The sequence below is a fragment of the Hydrogeniiclostridium mannosilyticum genome (assembly GCF_003268275.1).
GTDB classification, from domain to species: Bacteria; Bacillota; Clostridia; order Oscillospirales; family Acutalibacteraceae; genus Hydrogeniiclostridium; species Hydrogeniiclostridium mannosilyticum.
In genome coordinates, this window is record NZ_QLYR01000004.1 from 74,242 (window position 1) to 100,660 (window position 26,419).

Here is a 26,419-nt window from a genome sequence, read left to right on the forward strand (position 1 = left end):
ATGGAACGTCTCGACAAGCTGCTTTCCCTGCACAATATTTGCAGCCGCAGACAGGCCGCGGCGCTTACCCGCGCCGGGCAAGTCCGCCTCAACGGTGTTGCCGTCCGCAGGGCGGACATCCACGTGGACACTGCCCGCGACACCCTGGAGGTAAACGGAAAACCGCTGCTTTTACAGCAGCACCTCTATATTATGATGCATAAGCCCGCGGGCGTTTTATCGGCCTCCCGGGATCCGCACGGCAAAACCGTCGTCGACCTGCTGCCCCCGGAGCTGCAGCGCCGGGGGCTGTTTCCCGCCGGAAGACTGGACAAGGACACCGAGGGCCTGCTCATCCTCACCGACGACGGCGACTTTGCCCACCGTATGCTGGCGCCGAAAAAGCACGTGGCAAAATGGTATGAGGCACGGCTGGACCTGCCCGTCACCCCGCAGGATGCGGACGCCTTCGCCCGGGGCCTTGAGCTTGAGGACCTGCATTGCCTGCCCGCCCTTTTGCAGGCGCTTCCCCCGTACGGCGACGGCACGCCCCGCGCGCGGGTCGCTGTACGGGAGGGCAAATTTCACCAGGTAAAGCGTATGTTTTTAAGCGTTGGCAAGCAGGTTCTTTACCTGAAACGCATAAAAATAGGCCTGCTTGAGCTGGACCCCGCCCTTTGCCCCGGTGAATGCCGCCTTTTGCAGGAAAGCGAGCTGGAAACTATTTTTCTGCCCGATCCGCTTGCGGAACCGCGGCGGCCCTGACGATTTTGCTATTTCCAGCCGCTCATCTCTTGTTATTTTTACTGAAAATAACGGAATTTTTTTGGATTTTATCAGATTTACCTAAACTGGGCCCCGAAAATTTGGACAGAAAACACCTTGTTATGAGCCGCACAAATCTGTTATGATAGAGAAACAAGAAAAGGCCGGACTCCATGACGGCCTTTAAACCTAATTTTTCAGGAGGATTATTATGGCAAGTGTGACACTTAAAAACGTCTATAAGGTCTATGATGGCGGCGTTACCGCTGTTACAGATTTTAACCTCGAAATTGCCGACAAGGAGTTTATTATTCTGGTTGGGCCCTCCGGCTGTGGTAAATCTACTACGCTGAGAATGATCGCCGGCCTGGAAGAAATCAGCAAGGGCGAGCTGTACATCGGCGACAAGCTCTCCAACGATGTCGCTCCGAAGGACCGCGACATCGCCATGGTGTTCCAGAGCTACGCGCTGTACCCGCACATGACGGTTTACGACAACATGGCGTTCGGCCTGAAGCTGCGCAAAACTCCGAAGGATGAGATTAAGAGACGCGTGGAAGAGGCTGCCAGAATCCTCGACATCTCCCACCTGCTTGACCGTAAGCCGAAGGCATTGTCCGGCGGCCAGCGCCAGCGTGTTGCCTTGGGCCGCGCCATTGTCCGTGACCCGAAGGTCTTCCTGCTGGACGAACCGCTCTCCAACCTGGACGCAAAGCTGCGTGCACAGATGAGAACCGAGATTGCAAAACTACATAAGAACCTGGGTACCACCTTCATTTACGTTACCCATGACCAGACGGAAGCTATGACCATGGGCGACCGTATCGTCGTTATGAAGGATGGCTTTATTCAGCAGGTCGACACCCCGCAAAACCTGTATGAATTCCCCTGCAACGAGTTTGTTGCCGGATTTATGGGTTCACCGCAGATGAACTTCATCGACGCGGTAATTGAGAAGAAGGGCGACGGCTATGCGCTGAAATTCGGTCAGTATTCCATCAATATCCCGAAGGAGAAGAACGCGAACGACGTGCTGAAGGATTATGTCGGCAAAGACGTGGTCTTTGGCATTCGTCCTGAGGACGTTCATGACGAGCCCGACTTCATCGCCAAGGCTTCGGAAGACAGCATCGTAGAGGCCGACGTTGAGGTTACCGAGCTGATGGGCGCCGAGACCTACCTGTACCTGAACTGCGAAGGCAATGCCATCACCGCTAGAGTTGAGCCGACCTCTACTGCTAAGGGCGGCGACCGCTCTAAGATTGCCTTTGACCTGAAGAAGATGCACCTGTTCGACAAGGAGACAGAGAAGACCATCCTCAACTAATAGGTCAAAATTTTTAGCGATATAAAATTAACCGGCAGAGGAAGATTTATATAAATCTTCCTCTGTTTTTTATTGTGCTGGGGCAAATACCGGCCCCGTGGGCACATGGGCACAATCCAGGCATTATAGACGTATAGACGGAACCGCCCTGTAAGATATTTTATATTGTCTTATATCTTTAAAACAAGAAATTTTATGTCTCAATTGAGCTTAAAACATCATTTTAGAATATTATTCTATTTCTATGATTATTTTATAAAATTTATTTTTAAATATTGCTTGTATCTTCCCCCTGCTGTGTTATATAATGGTTTGCGGAAATTTGAACAGCCGGTTTGCGTCTTAACCATTTTCCGGCTTTATAACCAGGTGGGAGGAGTCAAAACGTGTCCTATTTTCTAATTTTACTGTCAGTTGCCGGCATCGCCGCTCAATTTTGCATCACCAAGGTTTACCAGCGCAGAACGCTGGCCCCCGGTGAGCGGGCTCTAGCCGCCCTGGAAAAATCAGTTTTTTTCTCCATGGGCTCCGGCCTGGCCGCCGGGGTATTCTTTTTCTGCATGGCTGGCTTTCAGGTGGAATTTTCCAGCTTTTCACTGCTAATGGCGGTCTGCCTCAATGTAATTAGCATCACAAACCTGCTGCTGGGCATGCTGGTCATGTCCATGGGGGAGGTTTCCGTCTACACCCTGTTCATGATGCTGGGCGGCATGGTGCTCCCCTTTCTCTTCGGCGCCTTTTTCTGGCAGGAGCAAATCTCCGCGGCACGAATCATCGGGCTGGTTCTGCTCATCGGCTCCCTGCTGCTGCCGGTATTCGGCGGGGCAAAAAAGGAAGGAAAACAAGCAAGCAAGGGCTTTTTCATCCTGTGCGCGCTGGTGTTCTGCCTCAACGGCGCCACCAGCATCCTCTCAAAGCTGCACCAGATTACGCCCGGCGCAGCGCCAACCAACAGCTTCCTTGTCCTCAACAACGGAATTGGGTTTGTCATGGCAGCACTGCTCTTTCTCGTGCTGAAGTGCATCGGGAAAAGACGGGCCCAGGCTGCCCCGGCGGTTCCGCAGGCGCGGAAGGCCTTTATCATAAACTGCGGCCTGGTTGTGCTTTACGCTGTCGTCAGCGGCTGCGCCTACATGTTTCAGCTTTTGGGCGCTGTCACGCTGGACGCATCGCTGCTGTACCCCATGGTGACGGGCGGCACCATTGTGCTGGGCACTATTTTTGGCTGGCTGTTCTTTAAGGAAAAGCCCGGCCTGAGCACCTGGCTGAGTACAGGAATTACGTTGTTTGCCACCTTCCTGTTTTTGTTTTAAACAGCTGCAATTAAAAAGGCGCCATCCTGCCGCACGCTGCCCAAGGGAGGGCTTTTCCCAAAGCGCAGGCCGCCTGGATGGCTAACCGTGAATCTGACTAAATCAAGGGGGAAAACCATGACGGCTGTTATTTTTGATTTCAATGGGACGATGTTCTTTGATTCCGATAAGCACGAGCAGGCCTGGCGCCGCTATTTGGAGCAGGAGCTGGGCAAACGGATCAGCCGGCAGACATACCAGCGCGAGGTACACGGCAAGGATAACGCCGATATTGTGCGTTATTTCTGGGGCGCGCAGGTCTCCGCGGAGGAAATCAGCCGCCGCTCAGAAGAAAAGGAAAGCCTTTACCGGGAGCTTTGCCTGGCGGACAAGGCCGCCTTTCACCTGGCCGGCGGGTTACCGGAATTTCTGGATGCCCTTCAGGAGCAGCAAACGCCCGTTGCCATTGCCACCACGGCGGAGCTTGCCAATGTTCGTTTTTATTTTGAGCATTTCGGGTTGGGGCGCTGGTTCCAGCCCGGCCGCGTCGTCTACCAGGACGGTTCCTTTCCCGGCAAGCCCAACCCGGCCATCTACCGGCGGGCAGCCGCCGCGTTGGACAAACGCCCTGAGGAATGCCTGGTGTTTGAGGACTCCGGCGCCGGCATAACAGCAGCCCGGCAAGCCGGCTGCGGTGCGATTGCCTGCGTCGCACCGGCGGACAGCAGCCGCTGTTTAGCCGCTTTCCCGTTTTTGAAGGCGTCGATTCCAGACTTTCGCCAAAGGGATTTTTTACTGTCGCTGCTGCAAGCTCCGGCGCTAACAGCCGCTGATTAAGCCCGTCTGTTCTCCTCCAGCAGCCGCAGCAGCTCCGCTGCCGCCTCGCTCAGCGGCACACTCCGCAACCAACAGGCGCCAATGGCGCGGGGCGGAATCGCCGGAGACAGATCCACAGGGAAAACCGTCTCCTCTTTCAGTGCCTTCTGGCAAAATTCCTGTACCACACAGGCCAGGCCAAAGCCAATGGCGGCGAAGCTGGAAAGCAGCTCATGAGCGCCGAGCTCAATCTCGGGCGCCAACGCCACCCCTTGCCCGGCAAAAAAGCGGTCAACATAGCGCCGGCTGTTGGCGGCATTCTCCAGCATAATCAGCGGGTAGCCTGCCAGCTCCCCGGGGGTAACCGTTTTTTGTTTCAGCTGCGGAAATGCATGGCCCGCCACAAAAATATCGTGTACTGTCCGAATAGGGCGGGTGGAAAGCGCCTCGTCCTCAATAGGCAGGTTGACAATGGCAAGGTCCAGCTGCCCGGCCTTCAGGCATTCGACCAGCTGCAAGGAGGTGCGGTTGGTCACCATGAGCTGTACGCCGGGGTGCAGCTGGTGAAAGGCACTGATATAGGGAAGCAGCAGCTCCTTGGTCGTGGTATCGGCCGCGCCGAGCTTTAGCTGGCCCGCCTCTAGGTTCTGCACACGCCGCAGCTTCTGCTCGCCCGAAGCCAGCAGCCGCATCGCGGCAGAGGCATGCTGATAAAGCAGCTCCCCCTCCGCGGTCAGCACGGCCCCCCGGCGTCCCCGGACAAACAGCCGCGCTCCCAGCTGCGCCTCCAGCCGCCGAACGGCCTGAGAAACAGCCGGCTGCGTAATGAACAGCCGCGCGGCCCCCTGGCTGAAGCTGCCTGCTTCTGCCACGGCGGAAAAAATACGATAAAGCTCTAAATCGGTTGCCATAAGCCCTCCTATCATTATTTATTATATTACTTATAAAAAATAATAATTTTACTTATAGGTTTGTTTTCATTATAATAGGGTTGGCCCCTTTACGCAAGGGCCGTCCAATGATAAAACGAAAAATTAGAATAGGAGTTTTGATATGAGAACTGTTGGAACGGTATCGCGCGGCGTGCGCTGCCCAGTCATCCGCGAGGGGGACGATCTGGTCCAGATTGTAACCCAATCCATCCTGGAATGCGCGGAAGAACAGGGCATCGCTTTTCAGGACCGGGACATCGTCGCGGTAACGGAAGCCGTGGTGGCCCGCGCGCAGGGCAATTATGCCACGACGGATGAAATTGCACAGGATTGCCGGGAAAAATTCGGCGCAGATGAAATTGCCATTACCTTCCCGATCATGAGCCGGAATCGCATTGCCATTTGCCTGAAGGGGATCGCCAAGGCCTTCAAAAAGGTCTATATCCTGATGAGCTACCCCTCCGACGAGGTCGGCAACCACCTGTTTGAAGAAGATCTGTTGGACGAAAAGGGCGTTAACCCCTGGAGCGACGTTCTGGATGAAAAGCAATACCGCGATTTGTTTGGCTATGAAAAGCACCCCTTCACCGGCGTGGACTATGTGGAGTATTTTGGCGGCCTCTTCCGTTCCGAGGGCTGCGAGCCGGTTTTTATTTTCGGCAACGACGTGCGCGCCGTGCTGCGGCACACAAAAAATGTACTCTGCTGCGACATTCACACCCGTGAGCGCTCCCGCCGCCGGCTGCTGGCTGCCGGCGCGGAAAAGGTCCTGCTGCTCAGCGACCTGATGAACCGCCCGGTAACCGGCTCCGGCTACAATGAGCAGTTTGGCCTGCTGGGTTCCAACAAGGCAACCGAGGACCGCGTAAAGCTGTTCCCGCGCGACTGCCGCCAGTTTGTCGAGTCCTTACAGCAGAGCCTGCAGCAGGCTACCGGAAAACGCATGGAAGCGCTGATTTACGGCGACGGCGCCTTTAAGGACCCGGTGGGGAAAATCTGGGAGCTTGCAGACCCGGTGGTCAGCCCCGCTTACACAGCGGGATTGGAAGGCCAGCCAAACGAGCTAAAGCTCAAATACCTGGCGGACAACGACTTTGCAAACCTCTCCGGCGATGAGCTGACCGCGGCTATTAAGGACAGCATCTCCCACAAGGAGGCCGACCTCAAGGGCGCCATGGCCAGCCAGGGGACCACTCCGCGGCGGCTGACCGACCTCATCGGCAGCCTCTGCGACCTCACCTCCGGCTCAGGAGATAAGGGGACGCCCATCATCTGGATTCAGGGCTACTTTGATAATTTCGCGAAATAAGCCCACGATACAATTCAAACAAAAAGCAGAGGCGTGGCCTACGGCCGTGCCTCTGCTTTTTCTGTTTTTATCCGTATGGCTTCGCCCTTTTGTGAGAGCGGAGCGCCCGCTAGAGTCCTTGCGGGCTGCTTTTGCCCGCATAGCTCCGAGCAGGCTTCATCCTGCATTCTGACCTTGATGGGTGCGTAATCATTCATTTGCTCATAGCCAAGCGTCTCCCTCATCCTTGGCGAGGTTAAAATATTCCCCATCTTAGGGCGCTTTCATCACGCATAAAACCGCTTTTTCCATAAAAGCATTCACTCTATCCATGGCCGCGACATCCGTCTGCCGGTCAATACCGGCATCAAGGCTCCAGGCCCCTCTTCACCTGCCCCGGCGTTTTATATCCGGGTCCTATGGCCCGGTTAACGTCAGCCGGCCCTGCGCAGCAGGTAGCAGCCGCTCCCTGCCGGGCAGCTGGAAGAGCCGTCCTCAAAGACCCAGCCGTCTGAAAGGATGAAGTCGCCCTGCATCTCCTGCGGCGCCTTCAGGTCAAAGCGAATATGCCTGCCATCCTCCGTCTTTTCCCAGCGGACCTCAATTTTACCCAGCGGGCCCTCATGGTAGCCCTCGGCAAAGCTGAGCGCCTGCGGGAAATGCGGCTGAATCGCAAACGTATCCACGCCCTTAAACGCCGGGTTGAGCCGGATGCCGCACAGCGCCTTGATAAACCAGGCGCTGATGTCGCCGAAGAAGTGATGGTTGCGCGAATTGACGCCCTGCTCCTCGGTATAGAAGTCCTCCGCCAGCGCGGTCTCGCCGCGGGCAACCCAGTTGCCGTACGAGGGCGCGTCCGGCTGAGTCATCACCCGGTAGGCCAGGTCAACCTCGCCAAAGTCTGACAGCACATGGAACAGCACGCGCGCGCCGAGCACGCCGCAGTCAATATGCTCCCGATGCTCCTCGATCTTCTCCAGCAGCACCTGGAAAGCCTGCGGTTTCTCCTCCTCGTCGAGGACATCGTAATAGATCCCCATCGCCTGGGAGGTCTGGCAGCCGCCAATGAACGTCATGGTTTCACGGTCCAGCAGATGGGTGCGCACCGCCTCACGCAGTGACGCGGCGATATTTTCGCAAAATTCCTTTTGCGGCTGCATATCCATGGCGTCGAACAAAACCGCCATCTTGCGGCAGATGTCCATAGCCGTCACACTGTCGGTAAAGACCAGCGGGGAATGCGGCGGGTCGCTCGGCGCGCACCAATCCCCCAGGCCAAAGGCGATCAGTCCCTTTTCGTCACGCCGGGTGGTCAGGTAATGTGCATAGCGCAGGAAAGCCGCCGCCGACTCCCGCGCCACGCTCAGGTCACCGCGCAGCTGGTAAAGGAAATACGGCAGCACCACCAGCACGCAGTCCCAGGCCGGGCCGTTGCCCCAAAGCGTGCCCCATCCGCCCGTGGGCACAATGCCGGGCACTGACCCGTTGTCGCCCATGGCCTTGCGGATATTGCGCATCCATTCCGCGTAATTGACATCGGGGTCCAGGTTCAGCAGGGCATGCTCTGCCGACAGTGCCGCGTCGGCCGTCCAGCCGTTTTTTTCGCGGTGCGGGCAGTCGGTTGGGAAGTGGTAAAAGTTCGCCAGTGTCGCCACGCGCGTCATGGATTGCAGCTGATTGAGCACCTCGTCGGAGCAGCGGAAGCTGCCGCGCTCATGCAGCTCCGTGTTCATTACCACATAGGTCAGCAGCTCCGGCTTGGCCTGCGCCTCCGTAATACCCGTCACCTTGACGTAACGGAACCCGTGGTAGGTAAAGCGCGGCAGGTAGGTCTCTTTCCCGCCGCCCTTGCAGGTATATTGATCCATTTGGATATAGAGCGGCATGTTCTCATATTCCGGGCGCACAAAGCGGATATTATCAAAGTAGAATTTTCCGTCCTTGATATACTCGCCGAACACCATTTGAACCGTCTGGCCCGCCTCGCCGTTAATGTCCAGGCGGCAAAGGCCCGCGGCATTCTCGCCAAAATCATAAATGTAGGCATCGTCCTCCTGCCAAACGGCAATGGGCTTCAGCTCCTTCCAGGCCTTGATGGGGCGGGCCTCACAGAGTCGGGCCTCCCCGCGGGGCGCCTCAGAGAAGAAGGCGCGTTCCCAGCCGCTGTCGTCAAAGCCGGGCAGGTTCCAGCCCGGAATTTCCGCCCGGGCGTCATAGCGCTCGCCCATGCGCAGGTCGTCATAATAGATCGGCGAGGGCGCGCAGCGGAAGGATTCGTCCGCCTCAAACTCCGCCTCTGTACCGTCCACACCCGTAATCTCCATGCAGAGCGCGACCTTGGGCGCGGAGCGCCAGGCCGCCTTTTCAAAGTCCCACACATAGCCGCCGAAAGCGTTCTGCATACCGTTGCCCAGCTGCAGGCCAATGACGTTCTCCCCCACCTGAAGATATGGCGCCAGGTCGTAGGAGTCGTAGTAGAGGAGATCGTCGGGGTTGCTGATATAGGGCGATAAAAGCCCCTTGGTAACCTGCTCCCCGTTGATGTACAGCTCATAGAAGCCCAGCCCGCAGATGGTCAGCTCCGCCTTTTTGGGCAGCTGGGCCAGCGCAAAGGACCGGCGCAGGTACGGCGCGGCTACAAAATGGTACAGCCCGCACATCTCCTTGGTCGCGGAAATAAATTGTTTAGAAAATTTCATAAATAACTGTCCTCTCCTTTACTTACAAATTGGTCACAGGGCGCAGCGTCAGGGTGTAATGAAATTCCGCCGGCTGAAAGCGGTACTGCTCCAGCAGCTGGGGACCGCAGCTATTGGAGCCGATTCCGCTGACTGCCCAGTCCAGGCATAAAACCGTATCGGGGCATTCCTCCAGCTCATAATTATGGGCCTTGGCGCTCAGCTCCTCCTGGGTATAGGGCGAGATGTTGAAGCTGAAGGGCTGCCCGGCCTCTGCCAGCCAACCGCCGTCAGGCCCCTCTACACGCACGTAATTGCAGCCGTAGTGCGATCCGTTTTCCTGCGGCTTGATGTAATCCTCGTGATTGCCGCGGGCAGTGGTTTCAAATTTCCCCTTATAAGAGGCGCGGCGCTTATCGATATAGCTTTCATAGGGGCCGTAGCCAAAGTAAGAGGCACGGTCCATCTGCTTGGGCAGGAACAGCCGCAGGCCCAGGCGCGGCAGGTAGGGCAGCGCCGTGTCCCGAGTCCCGCTGAGCTCTACCGCCACCGCGCCGTCCCCGCCAATTTCATAGCGGACAGTCGCCGTCAGCGCCCGCTGTACAACCACCGCGGCAAGCGACAGCTCACAGGCCACGACGGCGCGTCCGTCCTCCAGCACGGCCTCGGTACGGTATACCCGCGGCTGGACGCGGTCATAACCGGCGGCCTCCCATTGGGCGCGGACATTGCGGTCGTTATCCGTCGGCGCACGCCAGATGTTCAGCTCTACCGGGCGGCGAATCAACGCCCGGTTACCGGCACAGAGCTCGCTGAACATGCCCGTTCGTTTGTCAAGCACATAGCGGAAGCGCGCGCCCGCCACGACAACAGCGGTTGCGGTCTCCGTCAGATGCAGGGAGGCATCGGCGGCCGGGCGGGCCGGTACCTTTGCCTCCGCCCGCAGCAGCAGCTGGTCACGGCCCACCGGCATCCCCGCCGGTGTCAGCGGGCTTTCCTTCTTTCGGTAATAGGTAATGTTCAAATAGCATTCGCCCGCAGCCGGACGCATATAGCCAATGCGTGCCGCCGCGCTGCCGTGGGGCGGCAGCACAGGCAGTTCAAAGGAGCCCTGCTCCACCACGTCGCCGTCGCAGGTGACCTCATAACAGGCCGCGAGCTCTTCGTTGGCGTGCAGGAAATCATAACGGCTGGTAAAGCGGACGGAGCCGTCCGCCTCCAGGGCGGCATAGACCGGCCGGATTACATTCTTATATTCTGCAAAGCCGGTGTGCGGGGTGCGGTCCGGATAAACCAGGCCATCCATACAGAAGTTTCCGTCGTGCGGATATTCGCCGAAATCGCCGCCATAGCCGTACTTCTTTTTCCCCTCCGGCGTCGTGCCGGTATACACGGCATGGTCGCAAAACTCCCAGACAAAGCCGCCCGTCAGGCCGGGGTAGCGGTCGATCAGCTCCTGGTAATCCTGCGCGTCGCCGGGGCCGTTGCCCATGGCGTGGATATACTCGCACAGAATATAAGGCTTGGGGCTTTTTTCCGCGGCGAAATATTCATGGATCTCATGAACCGGCGGATACATGCGGCTGTATACGTCCAGCACCTCCGTCGTCGTGCCCTCATCCGGCTCCTGATAGATGGAGCTCTCATAGTGTACCAGGCGAGAGGGGTCATAGGTACGGGCCCAGCGGGCAGCCTCCTCAAAGCCCTTGCCGTAGCCGGACTCGTTGCCCAGGCTCCACAGCAAAATGGCGGGCACGTTTTTGTTTTGCAGCACATTGCGCTGCACACGGTCGAGCACCGGGGCATCATAGCGCCGGTCGCGTGAGCCGGCGCTGAAGGGCGGCCCCGCGTTAAAAACCGTCGTTGTCCCGTGGCTTTCGATGTCGGACTCATTGATCAGATAAAAGCCGTATTCGGCGCACAGGCGCGGGAACCAGGGCGCGTTGGGGTAGTGGCTGGTGCGGATGGCGTTGACGTTGTGCTCCTTCATTACGCGCAGGTCGCGCACCGCCTGCTCCGGGCTGATAGCCGCGCCGGTGACCGGGTCGCTGTCGTGCCGGTTGACCCCGCGGAATTTAACCGGCATCCCATTGAGCAGAAGAACGCCGTCCGCCACCCGCACCTCGCGCAAGCCGACGCGTTCAGCCACCGCCTCGCCGCCCGCCTCCAGCAGCAGCGTATAGAGCCGCGGGGCCTCGGCATTCCAGAGCTCCGGCGCATCGACATGCAAGCAGAGCCTTTCCGCCCCGGCGGCAGCCTCGGTACAGCAGAGCTTCTGACCGTCCGGGCTGAACAGGGCTGCCTTTACCGGCAGGGCCTCCCCGGAGAAGGAAAGCTCCACCTCTATATCCGCCGAACGGTAATCCGCGGAAAGCGGCGTGTGTACAAAATAATCGCGCAGATGGCTTGGCGCGCGGTACAGCAGGTATACGTCGCGGAAGATGCCCGACATGCGCAGCTTATCCTGGTCCTCCAGGTACGTGCCGTCACACCACTTCAACACCGCAACCGTGATGTAATTTTCCCCCGCTACAAGAAAATCCGTTACCTCGAACTCGCTGGTGGAGTGGGAAACCTGGCTGTAGCCCACCAATCTGCCGTTCAGCCACACATAGAAGCAGGAATCCACCCCTTCAAAATTCAGATATACGCGGCGGCCGTCCGGCTGCGCCGTGAAGCTGCGGCGGTAGACCCCGCACGGGTTCTGCGCGGGCACATAGGGCGGGTCATAGGGAATGGGGTACTGCACATTGGTATATTGATGGCGGTCGTAGCCATGGTTTTGCCACACCGACGGCACCGGGATGGACGCGCCCGCCGCTGGGCACTCTGCGGCGAGGACATCCTCCGGCACCTCGTCCAGGCTCTGGTAGTAGTCAAACCGCCAGGTTCCGTTCAAGCTTTGGAACAGCGCGGAGTTCTGCCACCCGCCGCAAAATTCCCCGGCAGAGGCAAGCGCCGCCGCGGCGCTTTCAAAGGGTACAAAATAAGCGCGCGGCTCCTCCGTACCCACATGCAGGGTGCCGAAGTCTTCATAATACTTGGGTAATTGCATCTGATTCTCCTCCTTGATAAAATCTCAGCCGCACGCGGCCCTCTTCATTCCCGGCGGCCCGGGCTCAGGTCAAATAGACGGCCACGCCGTCAAAATCCTTCAGGCCGCTGACCGTCAGGCTGCCGTTTTCAACCTTTGCGGCAATCCCCTCACGGGCGTACAGCTCCTCAATTTTCATATTACCCTGCAGGGGCACGCTCACGGTCTCCGGCGCGCCTGCAAAGCTGTGCAGAACCACAAGTGCCGCCTCCCCCTCAAAGCCTGTGCGCGCCACATACTGCCAGCCCTTAAGGTGGCGGTAGCTCCTCGGCTCATCGCCGCCGCGGCGGCTGAAGCCCTTGTCAATGACCGGCGCGGCCCGGTGGTAAAGCGCAATGCCCTGTTCCACCGCCGCCCATTGCTCCTCTGAGAGCCGGTCCACGCCGCCGGACAGGCAGCAGCGCCCCAGGAAGGTGGAGGCCATCTGGTAATGAACACGCTGCAGCGTCTGCTCCGGATGCAGCACCGCCCAGATCTGGCTTTGACGCGGCAGTACGGCGCGGTGCAGGTTTGCGGCGATGACGGGGATTTCCGGGCATTCGTGCGCGTCGGAGAAGGAGCTCATGCTGGTGATCTCCAGGAAACTGGGCACCAGCCGGTGCCCGCCCGAGGCGCAGTTTTCAATGACGATGTCGGGAATCTGGCGCCGGATTTCGCGGAAGAAGCGCTGCGTGCCCTCAATCTGGCGGCGCAGGCCCTCGCCGAGCGAATCCGGGTTTTCGCAGCCGATGCCGATGGTCTCGTTGTAATCAATTTTGATATAGCCAAAGCCATTTTCCTTCAGCAGGCCGATGACACGCTTTTCCAGGTAGGACACGACCTCCGGGTTATTCATGTCCCAGAAGCGGCGGCAGCCGTTGGTAACCGGCAGCCCGTCGCGCTGCAGGAGCTGGTCCAGCCAGCCGAAGGTCACCGCCGATTCGCCGCACATTTCCAGCTCAAACCACAGGCCAGGGATCATCCCCTGCGCGCGGATGGCATCCGCCGCGGCCTTGATGCCCCGGGGAAACTGCCCCTCGTTGGGAATCCACTCCCCCAGGTTGCTGCCCCAGCCCTTGACCGGGTCCGCATACCAGCCCGCGTCAATGACGAAGTACCGCGCCCCATGGCGCGCCAGCCCCGCCGCAAGCTGCTCTACACGTTCCTGGCAGGGGTTCCCCCAGGTGGTGCAAAATTCATTAAAAATAACCGGCATATCCCGCTCGCTGGGCGGGAGCTGCGCCTCCACCGCCGGGCGCATATTCTCCACCAAGCGCTGCATGGCCTCGTTCGCGCCGCCGGCACACGCCGTCAGCACCGCGCGCGGCGCGGTGAAGGACTCGCCCGCATAGAGCCTTTTCATCCAGTGCCCGCATTCGCGGTCCGCCAAGCCGCCGGAAAGGGAGAGGCCGCTGTCCCTGCGGTAGGCCTCCAGCTGCCAGGAGGATCCATGCGTCAGCTCCACAGCCCAGGTCACCCCCGCCGCGGTATCCTCAAGCGCCGCGATGGGGAAGTACTCCCGCACCGGCATGCTGCCGGTCTGATGCCAGCGGATGCTGTTGGCGCTGGAGCAGGCCCAGGAGGGCTCCAGCCCCAGCTCCTCCAGCGTCTGTGTCTTCATGCGCCCCTCCGCCGACCAGGAGCTGACCAGGCGGTGGAGCAGCAGCGTCTCCTCCGCGTCGCCCGGGGCAAACGGCGTAAGCCCGCCCAGTGTAAAGCTGCTGAGCATTTCCAATGTAATTGTCTCTTGGCTGCCGTTGACGACCTCGGTAACTACCTCTACACAGGGGGAGCCCGCGCGCCGCGATACCCGGTGGATATAGCGCACCCCGCGGCCATTCCTCAGCTCGGTAATAATGACGCCGTCCTCCTCGCGCTGGCCGACATAGCGCATCTGGTCCACGGTCTCGCTGTTCCGCATCGTCCGGCCCTGTGAAAAACCGGTAGGGTAAATGTCGCCCACCAGCTTAGCCTGCACCAGCGGCTCCAGCTGGCAGCGCTCTTTCTCCACCACGTCCTTTTTCCGCGCCGCCGGCGCCAGTTCCATCCCCACGCAGTCCGTCTTTGGGTCACGGTAATACGTCAGGCACAAATCCCCCATCAGATGGGAGGACAGCATTTCTCTTTGTTGTTCCAATACGCCCACTCCTTTTTCTGCAATCAGCCGGATCAAGCGCGATGCCACCGCTTTACCGGCTTCCGGCTGATCCAATTGTGACCATTATAGCCGATTTCAACGTAAATTCCTATAGAAAAATAAGCTTTTATTATGAAAATAATTACCCTTTTTTCCACTTCGCTCCGTCTTGTAAAAAAGCTTCAAGTGTATTATACTGCTAAGGAACACAGAGGCCGCTCCTCCGGGGCGGGCGGACGGGGGACTGAGACATCCATGCTCATGACAAGGGACAAACATTTTTACGGCTGGTTTTTTCGCCTGACGCTGACTATTGCGCTGCAAAACCTGATTGTATTCAGCGTAAGCTTTGCCGACAATATCATGCTGGGCGCGTACTCTCAGGATGCGCTTTCGGGCGTTGCGCTGGTTAACCAGATCCAGTTCATCTTGCAGATGCTCACCATGGGCGTCGGGGAAGGCATTGTGGTACTGGGCGCACAGTTTTGGGGCAAACGCGACACCGAGCCCATTAAGCGCATCACCAACTGCGGCCTGCGCATTGGCCTTGTCATCAGCCTGCTGCTATGGGCGGCGGTCTTTTTCTTCCCTCATTTCTGCCTCTCGCTTTTCACCAATGAGGAGCGCGTCATCGCAGAGGGCATGCAGTACCTGCGCATTATCTGCTTTTCCTACCCGCTGTTTGCCTTTACCAATATCCTGCTGTGCAGCCTGCGCAGTGTGGAGACGGTGCGAATCGGCTTTTTCGTCTCCCTGTCCACCCTGATGATCAACGTCGGCCTCAACTATGTGCTGATCTTCGGCAACTTCGGCGCGCCGCGTATGGGCTCCGCCGGCGCCGCGGCTGCTACGCTTACGGCCCGGGCAGTGGAGGCCGTCATTGTCACCGCCTATCTGCTGCTGGCCGACAAAAAGCTGCGGCTGCGGCCGCGCGACTTCCTCCGCCTGGACCACAGCCTGTTCAAGCGCTACCTGAAGGTAGGGCTGCCGGTTATCATCTCCAACGGCTTGTGGGGCATTGGTACCGCGGTGCAGACCGCCATACTCGGGCATATGGGCGACGACGCCATCGCGGCCAACAGCGTAGCCTCGGTGGTATTCCAAATTCTCACCGTGGTCGTCTACGGCGCGGCCAACGCCTCCTCCATCATTATCGGCAAAACCATCGGCCAGGGTGCGGAAAAGCTGGTGCGCCTTTACGCAAAAACGCTGCAGGTTCTCTACCTATTGCTGGGTGTCGCCACCGGGCTGTGCCTATTTCTCGTCCGCGACTGGGTGCTGGGCTTTTATGTCATTTCGCCGGAGAGCAAACAACTGGCCAGCGAATTTATGATGGTGCTCAGTGTCACCTGCATCGGCACCGCCTACCAGATGTCTGCCCTAACCGGGATTGTGCGCGGCGGCGGCGACACCAAATTTGTGCTGTTCAACGACATGATTTTCGTATGGCTGGTCGTCATTCCGCTCTCTTCGCTGGCTGCCTTTGTCTGGGGCCTTCCGCCCATGGCTGTCTTTATTTTCCTCAAATGCGACCAGGTCCTCAAATGCTTCGTCGCCGCCGTCAAGGTCAACCGCTTCCGCTGGATTCGCCGCCTGACGGACTGAGCCTACCGGGCCGCATAGCGCCGGCGAGGCCCATTATCCGCGCTGAAAGGAGAAAGCCCATGAATATGAATTTCCGGCACTGCGTCTTGTGCGCCCTGACCGAAAAGGCAGCCGCCGAAATCAGCCTTTGGGAATGGCCGCCGCCCTACGATGTCTACAGCTTTAAAGGAAGGCCCAACGGCTACCTAATGGACCGCTCCACCTGGGGGAACGAGCAATTCTGTCTGCTGTCTGGGGATTCCCTTGAAACCGTGATCGGCCAGGTTGCCTGCCAGCCTGACCAAGGGGCCCTCTGGGTGGGCTGGGCGCTGGCGCCACGGCTCTGCGGGCAGGGTTTAGGCGCATTGTTTGTGCAAAAGGCCGTATTGGAGCTGCGACGGCTGAAGGGCCATGAGGGGAGAATCTTCCTGAAGGTTGCCGCCTCCAATCAAAGGGCCATCCGGGCCTATCAAAAAGCCGGTTTCCACTACCGGGCCGCCGAGATCGACGAGGTGCCCTATACCGGCCAGCCGGAAAGCTTTTGGATCATGCAGGCCGGCCGGTAACAAAGCGGCGGGAACAAGAGGAATTTTCTTCTTGTTCCCGCCGCTTTGTTATGCTATAAGACAATTATCGCCCTATTCCGGCAATAATAATATAAAGTACAAATAGAGTTTTACCGATTCAGCCGTTTTGTTTCCGCTCCTCCAGGCAACGGATATTCAAAAACGCCGCGTAGCGCTCACCGAAAACTTTTCGGTAAAAGTCCACATACTCCTCGAAGGAAACCGGCGGCCCGCTGCTCAGAATCTCCATATTAACACCGAACACCTGAACGCTCAGCCCACAGTCCGAGAGCCCGCCCCGCAGGTAAAACTGTTTGCGCCGTACCCGCTGCGCATAGTTGCCCGCCTCCGGCTCCAGAGCCTCGATTTCTAAAAATACACATCTTCCCCGGTAACGCTCCAGCAGCGCAGCCAGCGCCAGGCTGCCGGCGCCTTGACCGCGGGCCTCGGGGGCGACGGCAAAATACGCCATCAGCACGCGGTCACCATCCAAAAGCGGCGCGGCCAGCCCCAAAAAGCCGCCCCGCTCATCCGCTATGCAGAGCAGCTCCGCCAGCCCGGCGCGCACTTTCCGGCGCAGCATCCAAAAAGGCATGCGCTCCGCACTGGGAAACGCCTGCTTGTAAAGTGCCCGTATGCGGGGCATATCGGCGGCATCCGCCGCAGTCAATTTGATTTGCGCCATACAAATCCTTTCTCCGTTTTCAATCAGCAATCGTCCAGGAAAACAGCTGTTCCGCCAGCAGACCGCAGCGGCAGGCCCGCAATCAGCCCCGCGAGGGCCCCAGCTTATCCAGCGTCTCCCAAATCCCGTTTAGGTACGCGGCGCCGAGGGCGCGGTCATACAGCCCATAGCCGGGACGCCCGCTCTCGCCCCAGATCATCCGGCCGTGGTCGGGGCGCATATAGCCGTCAAAGCCGTTCCGGTGCAGGATGGAGAGAATCCGTACCATATCCAGCGACCCATAGGCAGAATAATGCGCGGTCTCCTCAAAGCTCCCGTCCGGATAACGGCGGACATTGCGCACGTGCATGAAAGGAATGCGCCCCATAGCGCTGTATTTGTCCACCATGTGGTAAAGATCGTTGAACGCGCCTGCGCCCAGCGAGCCGGTGCAGAACGCCAGGCCGTTGCTGGGGCTGTCATACAGACGCAGCAAGCGGTCCAGGTTCTCCTCCGTTGTGATAATGCGCGGCAGCCCGAAAATTTCCCACGGCGGGTCGTCAGGGTGAATAGCCATCCGCACCCCGGCCGCCTCAGCCGCGGGAATGACCCCGTGCAGGAAATAGCCGAGGTTTTCCCACAGCCTTTCGGCATCCACACCGGCATACGCCTCAAAAAGCGCGCGGAGCTCCTCTTTTTTGTAGCTGCTGTCCCAGCCCGGCAGGCTGAGCTCCCCCGAAAGCGGGTCCAGCCCCTCCAGCCGGCTTGCATCGTAGGCCAGAGCCGTAGCGCCGTCCGCCTGGCGCTTAGCCAGCTCCGTGCGGGTCCAGTCGAACACTGGCATAAAATTATAGCAGATGCAGCGCACGCCAGCCTCCCCCAAACGGCGGATATTCTCGCAGTAATTTGCAATATAGCGGCCGCGCGTAGGCCTGCCCAGCTTGATATCCTCATGAACCGGGACGCTTTCAATCACCTCAAAGGCCAGGCCTGCCGCTTCCACCTGTGCCTTGAGCGCGGCAATGCTCTCCCGGCTCCACACCTCGCCCGGCGGTACGTCGTAAACAGCAGTGACAATGCTGTGCATGTTTGGAATCTGCCGGATTTTCTCCAGCGCAACCGGGTCGTCAGGACCATACCAGCGAAAAGACAGCTTCATATTAGCTCCACCTTTCAAGGGAAATATAGATTTTATCCGCGGCGCAGCAGGGGCCCCGGCGGAAGCATCGGCCCGCGTTTTCCGCGCCGAAGCCCGACTTTTTACACAGGGTATTCCTGCCTTTAAGAATACATATACCATTGAACTGGCCGCCCTGTCAAGTCATCCCCTTGTTTCCGCACCGCGCATGTGCTATAATGGCTACTAAACAGCAGATACACCGTCCCGCGGCAAGCCTTGGCGCTTTGCCCCCAGGGCCGGTGGGAAACAAGCTGTTTCATGATAAAACGCCAAAAATAAAAGCCAAAATACCAGGCCAAGGACGCCGTTCGGTTGAGGCCGCTTCTATTTCGCGGCATATCCTTAAAAAACGCACCCCTGCGGCAAACCAACCCACGGGCATTCCGCCGGAACGGCGGCCTGGCGCGCTGCGGATGCCAAACGACAAGACAGGAGAGATCAACGTGAATGTACTGGTAGTCGGCTGCGGCCGGCTGGGAAGAAGACTGGCCGAGATGCTCGACCAAAACGGGGACGATGTAGCGGTTATTGACTCTGACCCGCTGAACTTTTTGCAGCTCAGCGATGCGTTCAGCGGCCTTACGGTCACCGGGGTGCCGATGGACATGAAGGTTCTGCAGAGCGCGGGGATTGAGTCCTGCGATGCGGTTGCCGTCGTGACGCCTGACGACAACCTGAACATTACCGTCTCACAAATTGCCCGGGAATTTTTCCATGTGGAAAATGTCGTGGCGAGAATATCCGACCCCGCGCGTGAAAATGTGTTTAAAAGCTTTGGCCTGCGCTCCGTCTGCCACACAAAGATGGCGGGCGACGCCATCTTCGCCTCGCTGACCCAGCCGTGGGAGGCGAAATACCTGACCTTCGACACCTCCTCCATGGCCTTTCACAGCCGCCGGGTGGAACCGGAGCAGGTCGGCCTGGATGCCAAACACCTGCCCTGCGAGGAAAACGAAGTGGTGCTGGGCGCGGTTCACACCAACGGCACGGTAGACCTGTGCCGCCCGGGCCAGGCACTGCCGCTGCAGGAAAAGGACCAGGTCCTGTTTGCGCGTGTGGTCGACTGATTTTCAAAAATATTGAAGCTGATTATTTTCCCTGCGAAAAGAACACGGGGAGCAGTCTGAGGAAAGGACGCTAAAAATGAAGATCGTAATCGTGGGCGGAGGCAAGCTCGGCTACAGCCTTGCGGAAAACCTGCTGGAGGAAAAGCACGAGGTTCATCTGATTGAAAAGAACCGCGAAAAATGCATCCACCTGGCAAACGAGCTGGACGCAGAGGTCATTTACGGGGACGGCACCGAGATTGAGCCGCTGGAGCGTGCCAACACCCAGGAGGCCGGCTGCCTGATCGCGGTGACCGGCAGCGACCAGGATAATCTGGTTGCCGCACAGCTGGCAAAAAAACAGTTTAAAGTAGAAAAGGTCATTGCGCGCGCAAACAACCCGCGCAACACCAACGCGCTGCGCATGCTGGGCGCAGATATTGCCGTCAGCAGCACGGAAATCATTACCAATATGATTGAGCAGGAGGTTGACTCTGCGGAAATGCATCTGCTCACCACGCTGAACCGCGGGCGGGCGGGCATCTGTGCCATGACGCTTTCGCACGGCGCGGCGGTGGAGGGAAAAACGCTCAATGACATCTCCCTGCCGCGCGAAACCCTGATTATCTCCATTGTCCGCAATGAGACGCTGATTATCCCGAACGGCGGAACCGTGCTCACCGCGGGCGACGAGATTGTCGCTGTCTGCGAGGGCAACAGCCGGAAAAAGCTGATGAAGGTACTCATGGAAAAAGGTTAAGCCGGAGAGGCAAGCCAGCCGGGCAGACGATCCAGCCGGGCCGCAGATACCCTTATGAAAACTGCCGTTGGAGCCATCCGCAAATGGGGCTGTGTTCCAACGGTTCTAACAACAATAAACAGGCCGGTAGGCGCTTATCGTCAGCGCTCCACCGGCTTTTTCATATCGCCTTCCGCTTATATTTTTCAGGGCGCCGCGCAACCCGTCAGCTGCGCCCGCTTCGCGGCAATCCGGTCGAAAGCCAGACGGCGGCCTGGCGCAGCCGGGACGCCGCATAGCCGAAGAAGCGCTCAAAGGCCGGGCAGAAATAGTTGCGTTGCAGGACGCCGTCCACGGCGGGCTCGCGGTCCCGGCGGCAGCCGCCCCGGCAGAGCGCGCCCCAGCGGCAGCTTCGGCACTTTTCATCCACCAGCCGTGAGGGCTCCACAAAGGCCCGGGCCGCCTCCCCCGCGGCCATCCCGGCAAAGCTCTGCTCCCCAATATGCCCCAACAGGTAGGGATCCAGCACATAGAAATCACAGGGATAGACACTGCCGTCCGCCTCCACCGTAAAGCCGCAGGCGCACTGCCCGCTCATGCCGCAGCTCTCTGGCGGACGGCCCAGCAGCATAGCGGCAAGGTTTTCAAAATAGCGGATGTAGACATAATCACCATGCGACAGATCCGCATACCACAGGTCAAAGAGGCGGCAGAGGAACTCCCCATAAGCTTCGGGCGTCAGCGCATATTCCGTTTGCCCCCGCTCCTCCCCGAGGGGATCGAGGCAGGGAATATACTGCTGGTAGCGCAGCCCGCTGCGTTTGAAATAGCCGTAGATCTTGCCGATGCTCCGCACGGTTTGATTGGTCACGACAGTCAGGACGTTGAAATCCACGCCGGCCTGCTGTAGCAGCTGTGCCGCGCGCTGCACCCGCTGAAAGCTGCCCTCCCCCGCGGCATCGCGGCGGTAGGCGTCGTGCACCTCGCGCGTTCCGTCCAGAGAAAGGCCCACCAGAAACCGATTTCTGGCAAAAAAGGCCGCCCAGTCGCGGTCAAGGGAGCAGCCGTTTGTCTGGATGGCATACTGCACGGGAATGTGCCTGCGGTTATAGCGCTTTTCCAGCTCCAGCAGTTTTTCATAAAAGTCAAGGCCTGCCAGTGTCGGTTCCCCGCCCTGAAAGGCAAAGGTACAGCCGCCCGCCGCCTGGCTCAACGCCTCACGCACCAGCAGCTCCAGCGTCTCCGCGCTCATTCTCCCATAAGAGGCACGGCCGCGCTTCTGCGCCTCGTCAGCGTAAAAGCAATAGCGGCAGCGCAGGTCGCAGCTGCCAGAAACTGGCTTGACCAAAAGCATCAGGGGCCCTGTATTCTGTCTCATAATACCGCCTTTTCACGGGAATTTCTTCCCCTGTGTAAAAATATCTGCTCTGTACGCCGCAGCAGCTCCAAGCCCTGTACCGTGCCGCACGCCCCGTCCTCCGCGGCCTGGCCCGGGTAGAGAACAGCGGGCGCGCCCACACGCGCCTGCAACAGCGCAAGGGCCTGGTCCACGGTTGCACCCGCGCCGCGCACATCCAGGCGCGCGAGGCCGCCCAGGCGCTCGTCGCTGCTTACAGTAATATTCAGGCGACCGGCGGTATCCATTCCAGCGGCCTCCCGGGCCAGCGCCTCGATGCCCTCCTCCGGGCCAATCGCCGTCAGCACCAGCACCTCCCCGTGGCTGCGCTCCGGCAGCGGCACAAAGACGAAATTCTTGTAGGGGGTCCCCCGTTCCGCTTCATAATAGGCCTGGCCCGCGGGCGCAAGCTCCTCGCCGCAGTACACATGCAGCATGTGGCTTGTCACCGTATAGGCAAAGCAGGGGCCCCTGCCGGGCAAACAGTGCCAGCAGCCGGGGGACTTCATCCCGCGGCAATGTTTCCAGCACCTCGTAGCGGTTTTCGGCCACCCGGTAGAGCGCGCTGCCCCCCAGCACCACCACGGGCATCTCCGGCTTCACCCCGCCGAGGGCGCGCATCAGATAAGCAGGCGAACGCTGGGTAAAGAACGCTACCCGTGCGCCGCGCTCCAGCAAGCGCTTCAAATGCACACGCACATAGGGCTGCTTGCCGGCCTCCACCTGAAATAGGCGGCCCAGGTCGAGCGCCAGCAGGTTCTCGCGGTCCTCCCGCCAAAACAGGCGGATGTTGTTCACCGCCAAGGATACAAAGATGCCGATGAGCGTATCCAGCGTACGGTTAAAGGCGAAGAGGTAGGGGTTGATATCCGCGCCGTGGGAGACGGTGATGCTCATGAACACCACGCAGGTGATGTAAGAGGCCGTCGGTTTTTTCACCAAAAGCGTCGCATAGATCAGCGGAATAATCGCGGCGGCCGTAACCAGGTAGGGGAGCGCCGGGTACTGCGGCGGCAGCCAATAGCGCTCCACCAGCAGCACCAGCATGCCGCAAAAGCCGCCGATGAGCGTCCCCACCGTGCGGTTCCAGCCCACCTTCAGGCTGTTGGAGGTGTCGGGCTGCATGCACAGCACCGCCGCAATTGCCGAGTAAAACGGCGTGCCCTGCTGCCCGCGCAAAAAATACACGAGAAAGCACAGCGCCACCGCAACGGAAGATTTGATGATACGCAACCCAATTTTCGGCATTGCCACCGGCTCCCTTCCCGATGCTTTTCCGCTGCCGGGCCTGCCGGCAGCGGCGTCAGCTCTTTTCACACTGCTCCGCCGTAGCGGTCTGCACCGGCCCCTCCTCCGGCTTTCCAGCGCTTTCCCGCGGCGGCAGCAGAACGCCGCGGGCGCGCGGCTTTGTCAGCGCGCTCATCCGGCCGGAGAGCTTCTGCTGTACGATGCTCTCCCCCAGCCTTTTCCAGGGCGCCGGCCCCTGCGCGGGGTCGTTTTCAAACAGGCCCAGCAGCATTTGACAGGCCACGCTTACGCTGGGCACCTCGTCCAGGCGCATCATAACGCGGTCGCAAACGCCGGTTTCCTCGCGCAGGGCGCCGGTGGCGCTGCGGTAAAAGATAAACTTGAAAATCCTTGTCGAGGGCGACTCAATAAAGCTGACGAACACCTTAACAACCAGGCGGCCGTCCTCATCGCGGGTCAGGCGGGCCGTGGCCCCCACATTATACTGCTCGCCGTTGACGGAGACCATGCCCCGGCGGGGCACGCCATCCAGCCCGGCAAGCAGCACATTTCTGCCGCCCTTCTCCTCTTCCCATACGGTCAGGGCCAGCGTGCCCGGCTCCCGGAAGGAAAACCCCACCTGTGCCACGCAGCCGCTGAAATTATTGGTTACCGCCGCGCAGATCAGCGGCATCAGGGAGCCGAAGCTCTTCTCCAGGCGATAGACGCGCCCTTCCAGCTCCAGGGCCTCCGCGGAAAGCTCCGCCGCGGCCGGCAGCTCCGGCGGATTCCGTTTTTCGGCCCTTTTGCCAAACACGCGCTGCAAAAGCCCCTGCGCCGGCTCCGCCGGCTTTTCAGGGAGCGGGGCCGTCTCGCGAACGGCATAAAGGTTCTCTGTCACCCGGCGCAGCCGGGCAAGCTCCTTTACATTGCGCGGCAGCGCGGACGCGGAAAACGCCGGCGCGGCATCCCCGAAAAAGCGTTCCACCAGGTCGCTGGAGCCGTCGGAAAATAAATTCTGGTTGCCGCTTGTAATCGCCAGCACCATATCCTGCTTGGGCAGCACAATGACGTACTGCCCGAAAATACCGTTGTACTGGTAGGCCTCTTCCGCGTTGAAGCTCCAAATCTGGTAGCCGTAGTGCGACGTATGCCCTCCGCGATGCGTGGGGACGGCGGTATCTGTCGCCGCCTCCACCCATTTTTCAGGAATGAGCGTGCGCAGACGGCCATCGGCCTCCCATTTTCCCTTCTGCAAAAAAAGCTGCCCCAGCTTTGCCATATCAATGGGCCGCAGGTACAGGCCCCAGCCGCCCTTTTCAATGCCCGCCGGGCAGGTGTCCCAGTGAACCGGAGGGATGCCCAAGGGTTCAAACAAGCGCGGCGTGAGGTATTCCGTAAGCGTCTGCCCGCTCTTCCGGCACACGATGGCGCTGAGAATATAGGAATTCATGCTGTTATAATCAAAGCCGGATCCGGGCTCCACTGCGCAATCCGCGGCAAAAAAGGCCCGCAGCCAATCGCGCTCCACCTCAGAGCCAAACTCATTGAGGTTGGCCCCGCTGGTCATATTAAGCAGGTGCAGCACGGTGACCGACTCGATCTTCCGGTTGTGCGGGCGGCCCGCCTTTTCCGGGAAAAAGGAGACGATTTTATCCTCCAGAGAAAACAGCCCTTCGTCCACCGCCAGCCCCACCGCCATGCATGTCACACTTTTGGACAGGGAGAACATCATATGCGGAACGCTGTTGGTGAACGGTTTCCAGCTTCCTGCGGCGATGAGCTTTCCATGCCTCAGCACCATGACGCTGTGCGGGTGAATGCCGCGGCAGGCGTCCATCTCTTCAAAAAACTGCCGCAGGTATTCAGAGGACACGCCCTCCTCCTCCGGCGTGCTTGTCGGCAGGCCAAAAGCCGCATTCGGCTCAAACGCCGGTTTCATGGGCACAAACGGATAGGGCGTGATGCGCTGCATATCTCCCCGTAAAAATTTGAGCATGAGGTCCACTGCCTTTACCTGCCCAATCAAGTCCATGCGTCTGCCTCCTTTTTGTTCTGTAAGCCCTTAAAAAGCCCTTAACGCCCCACCGGCGCATCCGCGGAACCGAGCGACTCCTCCACCGCCTGCTCCAGCAACCGGGCCGAAAGCCCCGCCGCCGGTCCGGCGTCCTCTTCCGCAAAACCGGCGCCGAACTTCTGCGCCAGGCGTTTCCGGCCGGCGGCCAGAAGCGCGGCGAGCGGCCCCGGCTCATCCGGCAGGACAAAGACTGCGCTTCCGGCGCTTTCCAGCAGGTCCGCGCAGCCCGCATCCACGCGCAGGCGCAGAACCCCCTGCGGACCGCCGGGCCCCGTCTCCACGCCAAGCCTGCCAAACAGCTGCGCGGAGGCCAGCGGCTCGTTCTCCCCGTACAGCCCGCCAGCTGCGGCGCTGACTACCAGCACCAGGTCGCAGGTATGCAGCAGCGTGCTGAGCGCGCCAAAAAGGCCCCGGCTGTCCGGCACGGCACGCGTATCGGCAAGCGGGCATCCGGCGCTGCTCAGAAAGCGCTCTGCCGTTATCTTATTTTCAAACGTCCGATGTGCCTGGTAAAAAATCAATCCGGCCTGCATGCCGCCCCTCTTTTCCTTAATCTTCCGTCCAAGTAACCAGGCCCTGCGCCTTGGCCTCGGCATAGGTAGCCGGCCAGGCGGGCTTACTGCCGCCGCGGCTGGTGTACCAGATGTCCGGGTACAGGGTGCGGGGGTTCCAGTTAACCTGGGAGACATCCACCTCGGCGCTCTCGCCGGGACGCACCTTGCGCGCCACCACAACCTCGCGCCAGTTGTCGTACTCATAGGAGCAGGTGGAGAGCATGACAATTTGGTCGTTGGCGTTAAAGCTCACCCCCGTATTATAGAGGGAACGAATCCGCGTCTGGTAAACAAAGTTGAGATAATCCTCATCGCTGGAGAAGTTCACCCGCAAATAATCAAACACCTCGCCGTGGCTTTCCAGGGTATTGGTAATAAAGACGCTGATAATTTTCCATTGCGACTCCTCATAGACTGTGTCGAAGGTAAACACCGGGGCATTTTTATAAAAGTCCAGCTGCTTATATTTGAGCAGGTCGGTGAACATCCGCCCCGAATTGAGCGAATGGCCGTAAAGAATCAGGTTTTTGGAGGCCGGCTCCTCCAGGCTGTCCCGGGAATCCAGGAAGATGCTTCCCGATTTGGTCACATTGTGCTCATAGTCCCGGTTCAGGTAATATTCCGGGTCGTCTTCGGAGGACTGCAATACCGGCAGGTCGATGATGGTATTGGGGATATTGATCCAGCCAACCACATCGGGGTTGATTTTCCGTACATCCTCAAACTTGAGCAGGATGCCGTTTTCATCCTTTTCCGGCTCGGACGAGACTGCCGGCTCGCCCTCCTCCGTCTCCCGGCTGGAGGCCTCGTGGTAGTAAAGGCCCTGAAGCTTTTCGTTGCTCTGGTCCGTCTGCATAGGCTGAAGTACAAATTCATACAGCAAAATTCCGCCGCACACCAGAAATACCAGCAGGGCGATGATGGTCAGAATCTTATTGATCACCAGCTTTTTGCTGTCTCCCTTTTTTGGGAAAAAGCCCACTTTTTTCCGCTTACCGGTCACAGCCTCCCCGCCCGCCGGGGCCTCCGGATTCTGTCCGCCCCGCGGGCTGTCCTTTAAGGGTTTTCCGGCGTAATATTTTCCTTTTTTCATACGTCA

General features: G+C 59.2%; 21 protein-coding genes. 9 read left to right on the forward strand and 12 right to left on the reverse strand.

Translation table 11 applies throughout. The features are described 5' to 3' along the window. The 4 genes from DPQ25_RS08005 (at position 1) to DPQ25_RS08020 (ending at position 4,200) form a co-directional block, all read left to right on the forward strand. Positions 1–744, forward strand: coding sequence for a pseudouridine synthase (locus tag DPQ25_RS08005; protein WP_112332650.1), 744 nt, complete (start codon positions 1–3; stop codon positions 742–744). 211 nt (positions 745–955) lie between these two features. Continuing rightward, a complete protein-coding gene (locus DPQ25_RS08010; RefSeq protein WP_112332651.1) occupies positions 956–2,071 on the forward strand; it encodes an ABC transporter ATP-binding protein in 1,116 nt (371 codons plus the stop codon). Between the two features lie 386 nt (positions 2,072–2,457). Further along, positions 2,458–3,384: a hypothetical protein gene (locus DPQ25_RS08015; RefSeq protein ID WP_112332652.1), complete on the forward strand. Its 927-nt coding sequence runs from the start codon at positions 2,458–2,460 to the stop codon at positions 3,382–3,384. 117 nt (positions 3,385–3,501) lie between these two features. Next, positions 3,502–4,200: an HAD family hydrolase gene (locus DPQ25_RS08020; RefSeq protein WP_112332653.1), complete on the forward strand. Its 699-nt coding sequence runs from the start codon at positions 3,502–3,504 to the stop codon at positions 4,198–4,200. On the opposite strand, the gene DPQ25_RS08025 is transcribed toward DPQ25_RS08020, so the two are convergent. Next, positions 4,197–5,090 (reverse strand): LysR family transcriptional regulator, encoded by an 894-nt coding sequence (locus DPQ25_RS08025; protein ID WP_177576946.1) that lies wholly within the window; start codon positions 5,088–5,090, stop codon positions 4,197–4,199. The two genes, DPQ25_RS08020 and DPQ25_RS08025, sit on opposite strands and share 4 nt — an antisense overlap. Before the next feature lie 142 nt (positions 5,091–5,232). Here DPQ25_RS08025 and DPQ25_RS08030 point away from each other — a divergent pair, with 142 nt between their 5' ends. Next, the gene (locus tag DPQ25_RS08030; protein WP_112332655.1) at positions 5,233–6,420 is read left to right on the forward strand and encodes a coenzyme F420-0:L-glutamate ligase; all 1,188 of its coding nucleotides are present in this window, start codon (positions 5,233–5,235) and stop codon (positions 6,418–6,420) included. 413 nt (positions 6,421–6,833) lie between these two features. On the opposite strand, the gene DPQ25_RS08040 is transcribed toward DPQ25_RS08030, so the two are convergent. From DPQ25_RS08040 to DPQ25_RS08050, 3 genes are all read right to left on the reverse strand, one after another. Then, the gene (locus tag DPQ25_RS08040) at positions 6,834–9,098 is read right to left on the reverse strand and encodes an alpha-L-rhamnosidase (RefSeq protein ID WP_112332657.1); all 2,265 of its coding nucleotides are present in this window, start codon (positions 9,096–9,098) and stop codon (positions 6,834–6,836) included. A 22-nt stretch (positions 9,099–9,120) separates the two neighbouring features. Continuing rightward, positions 9,121–12,132, reverse strand: coding sequence for a glycoside hydrolase family 2 TIM barrel-domain containing protein (locus tag DPQ25_RS08045; protein ID WP_112332658.1), 3,012 nt, complete (start codon positions 12,130–12,132; stop codon positions 9,121–9,123). A 64-nt stretch (positions 12,133–12,196) separates the two neighbouring features. After that, a complete protein-coding gene (locus tag DPQ25_RS08050) occupies positions 12,197–14,287 on the reverse strand; it encodes a glycoside hydrolase family 36 protein (protein WP_146740537.1) in 2,091 nt (696 codons plus the stop codon). 261 nt (positions 14,288–14,548) lie between these two features. On the opposite strand from DPQ25_RS08050, the gene DPQ25_RS08055 reads away from it, so the two are divergent. Together DPQ25_RS08055 and DPQ25_RS08060 are read left to right on the forward strand one after the other, a co-directional pair. Then, complete coding sequence (locus DPQ25_RS08055; protein ID WP_242978263.1) at positions 14,549–15,892, forward strand: MATE family efflux transporter; 1,344 nt, start codon at positions 14,549–14,551, stop codon at positions 15,890–15,892. Between the two features lie 59 nt (positions 15,893–15,951). After that, positions 15,952–16,437, forward strand: coding sequence for a GNAT family N-acetyltransferase (locus DPQ25_RS08060; RefSeq protein WP_112332660.1), 486 nt, complete (start codon positions 15,952–15,954; stop codon positions 16,435–16,437). 118 nt (positions 16,438–16,555) lie between these two features. Here DPQ25_RS08060 and DPQ25_RS08065 read toward each other — a convergent pair whose 3' ends face one another. Together DPQ25_RS08065 and uxuA are read right to left on the reverse strand one after the other, a co-directional pair. Further along, a complete protein-coding gene (locus DPQ25_RS08065) occupies positions 16,556–17,122 on the reverse strand; it encodes a GNAT family N-acetyltransferase (RefSeq protein WP_112332661.1) in 567 nt (188 codons plus the stop codon). A gap of 82 nt (positions 17,123–17,204) precedes the next feature. Next, positions 17,205–18,260 carry a mannonate dehydratase gene (gene uxuA / locus DPQ25_RS08070; RefSeq protein ID WP_112332753.1) on the reverse strand — a complete coding sequence of 352 codons (1,056 nt, stop codon included), beginning with the start codon at positions 18,258–18,260 and terminating at the stop codon, positions 17,205–17,207. 434 nt (positions 18,261–18,694) lie between these two features. On the opposite strand from uxuA, the gene DPQ25_RS08075 reads away from it, so the two are divergent. Both DPQ25_RS08075 and DPQ25_RS08080 read left to right on the forward strand, forming a co-directional pair. Further along, on the forward strand, positions 18,695–19,348 hold the full coding sequence (locus DPQ25_RS08075) for a potassium channel family protein (protein WP_177576947.1): 654 nt from the start codon (positions 18,695–18,697) through the stop codon (positions 19,346–19,348). A gap of 76 nt (positions 19,349–19,424) precedes the next feature. After that, positions 19,425–20,087: a potassium channel family protein gene (locus DPQ25_RS08080; protein ID WP_112332663.1), complete on the forward strand. Its 663-nt coding sequence runs from the start codon at positions 19,425–19,427 to the stop codon at positions 20,085–20,087. A 205-nt stretch (positions 20,088–20,292) separates the two neighbouring features. Here the strand turns inward: DPQ25_RS08080 and DPQ25_RS08085 are convergent, their stop codons facing one another. The 6 genes from DPQ25_RS08085 to srtB are packed head-to-tail and all read right to left on the reverse strand — an operon-like array spanning position 20,293 to position 26,413. Further along, positions 20,293–21,444: an anaerobic sulfatase maturase gene (locus DPQ25_RS08085; RefSeq protein WP_112332664.1), complete on the reverse strand. Its 1,152-nt coding sequence runs from the start codon at positions 21,442–21,444 to the stop codon at positions 20,293–20,295. Then, positions 21,441–21,899: a hypothetical protein gene (locus DPQ25_RS08090; protein WP_112332665.1), complete on the reverse strand. Its 459-nt coding sequence runs from the start codon at positions 21,897–21,899 to the stop codon at positions 21,441–21,443. Before DPQ25_RS08090 ends, DPQ25_RS08085 begins: the two co-directional genes overlap by 4 nt. Further along, the gene (locus DPQ25_RS08095) at positions 21,844–22,710 is read right to left on the reverse strand and encodes an FUSC family protein (protein ID WP_146740539.1); all 867 of its coding nucleotides are present in this window, start codon (positions 22,708–22,710) and stop codon (positions 21,844–21,846) included. The genes DPQ25_RS08090 and DPQ25_RS08095 overlap by 56 nt, the downstream gene beginning before the upstream one ends. A gap of 55 nt (positions 22,711–22,765) precedes the next feature. Further along, a complete protein-coding gene (locus tag DPQ25_RS08100; protein WP_112332667.1) occupies positions 22,766–24,724 on the reverse strand; it encodes a serine hydrolase domain-containing protein in 1,959 nt (652 codons plus the stop codon). 41 nt (positions 24,725–24,765) lie between these two features. Further along, positions 24,766–25,299 carry a hypothetical protein gene (locus DPQ25_RS08105; RefSeq protein WP_112332668.1) on the reverse strand — a complete coding sequence of 178 codons (534 nt, stop codon included), beginning with the start codon at positions 25,297–25,299 and terminating at the stop codon, positions 24,766–24,768. 16 nt (positions 25,300–25,315) lie between these two features. Beyond that, complete coding sequence (srtB, locus tag DPQ25_RS08110) at positions 25,316–26,413, reverse strand: class B sortase (protein ID WP_112332669.1); 1,098 nt, start codon at positions 26,411–26,413, stop codon at positions 25,316–25,318. Positions 26,414–26,419 lie beyond the last annotated feature (6 nt).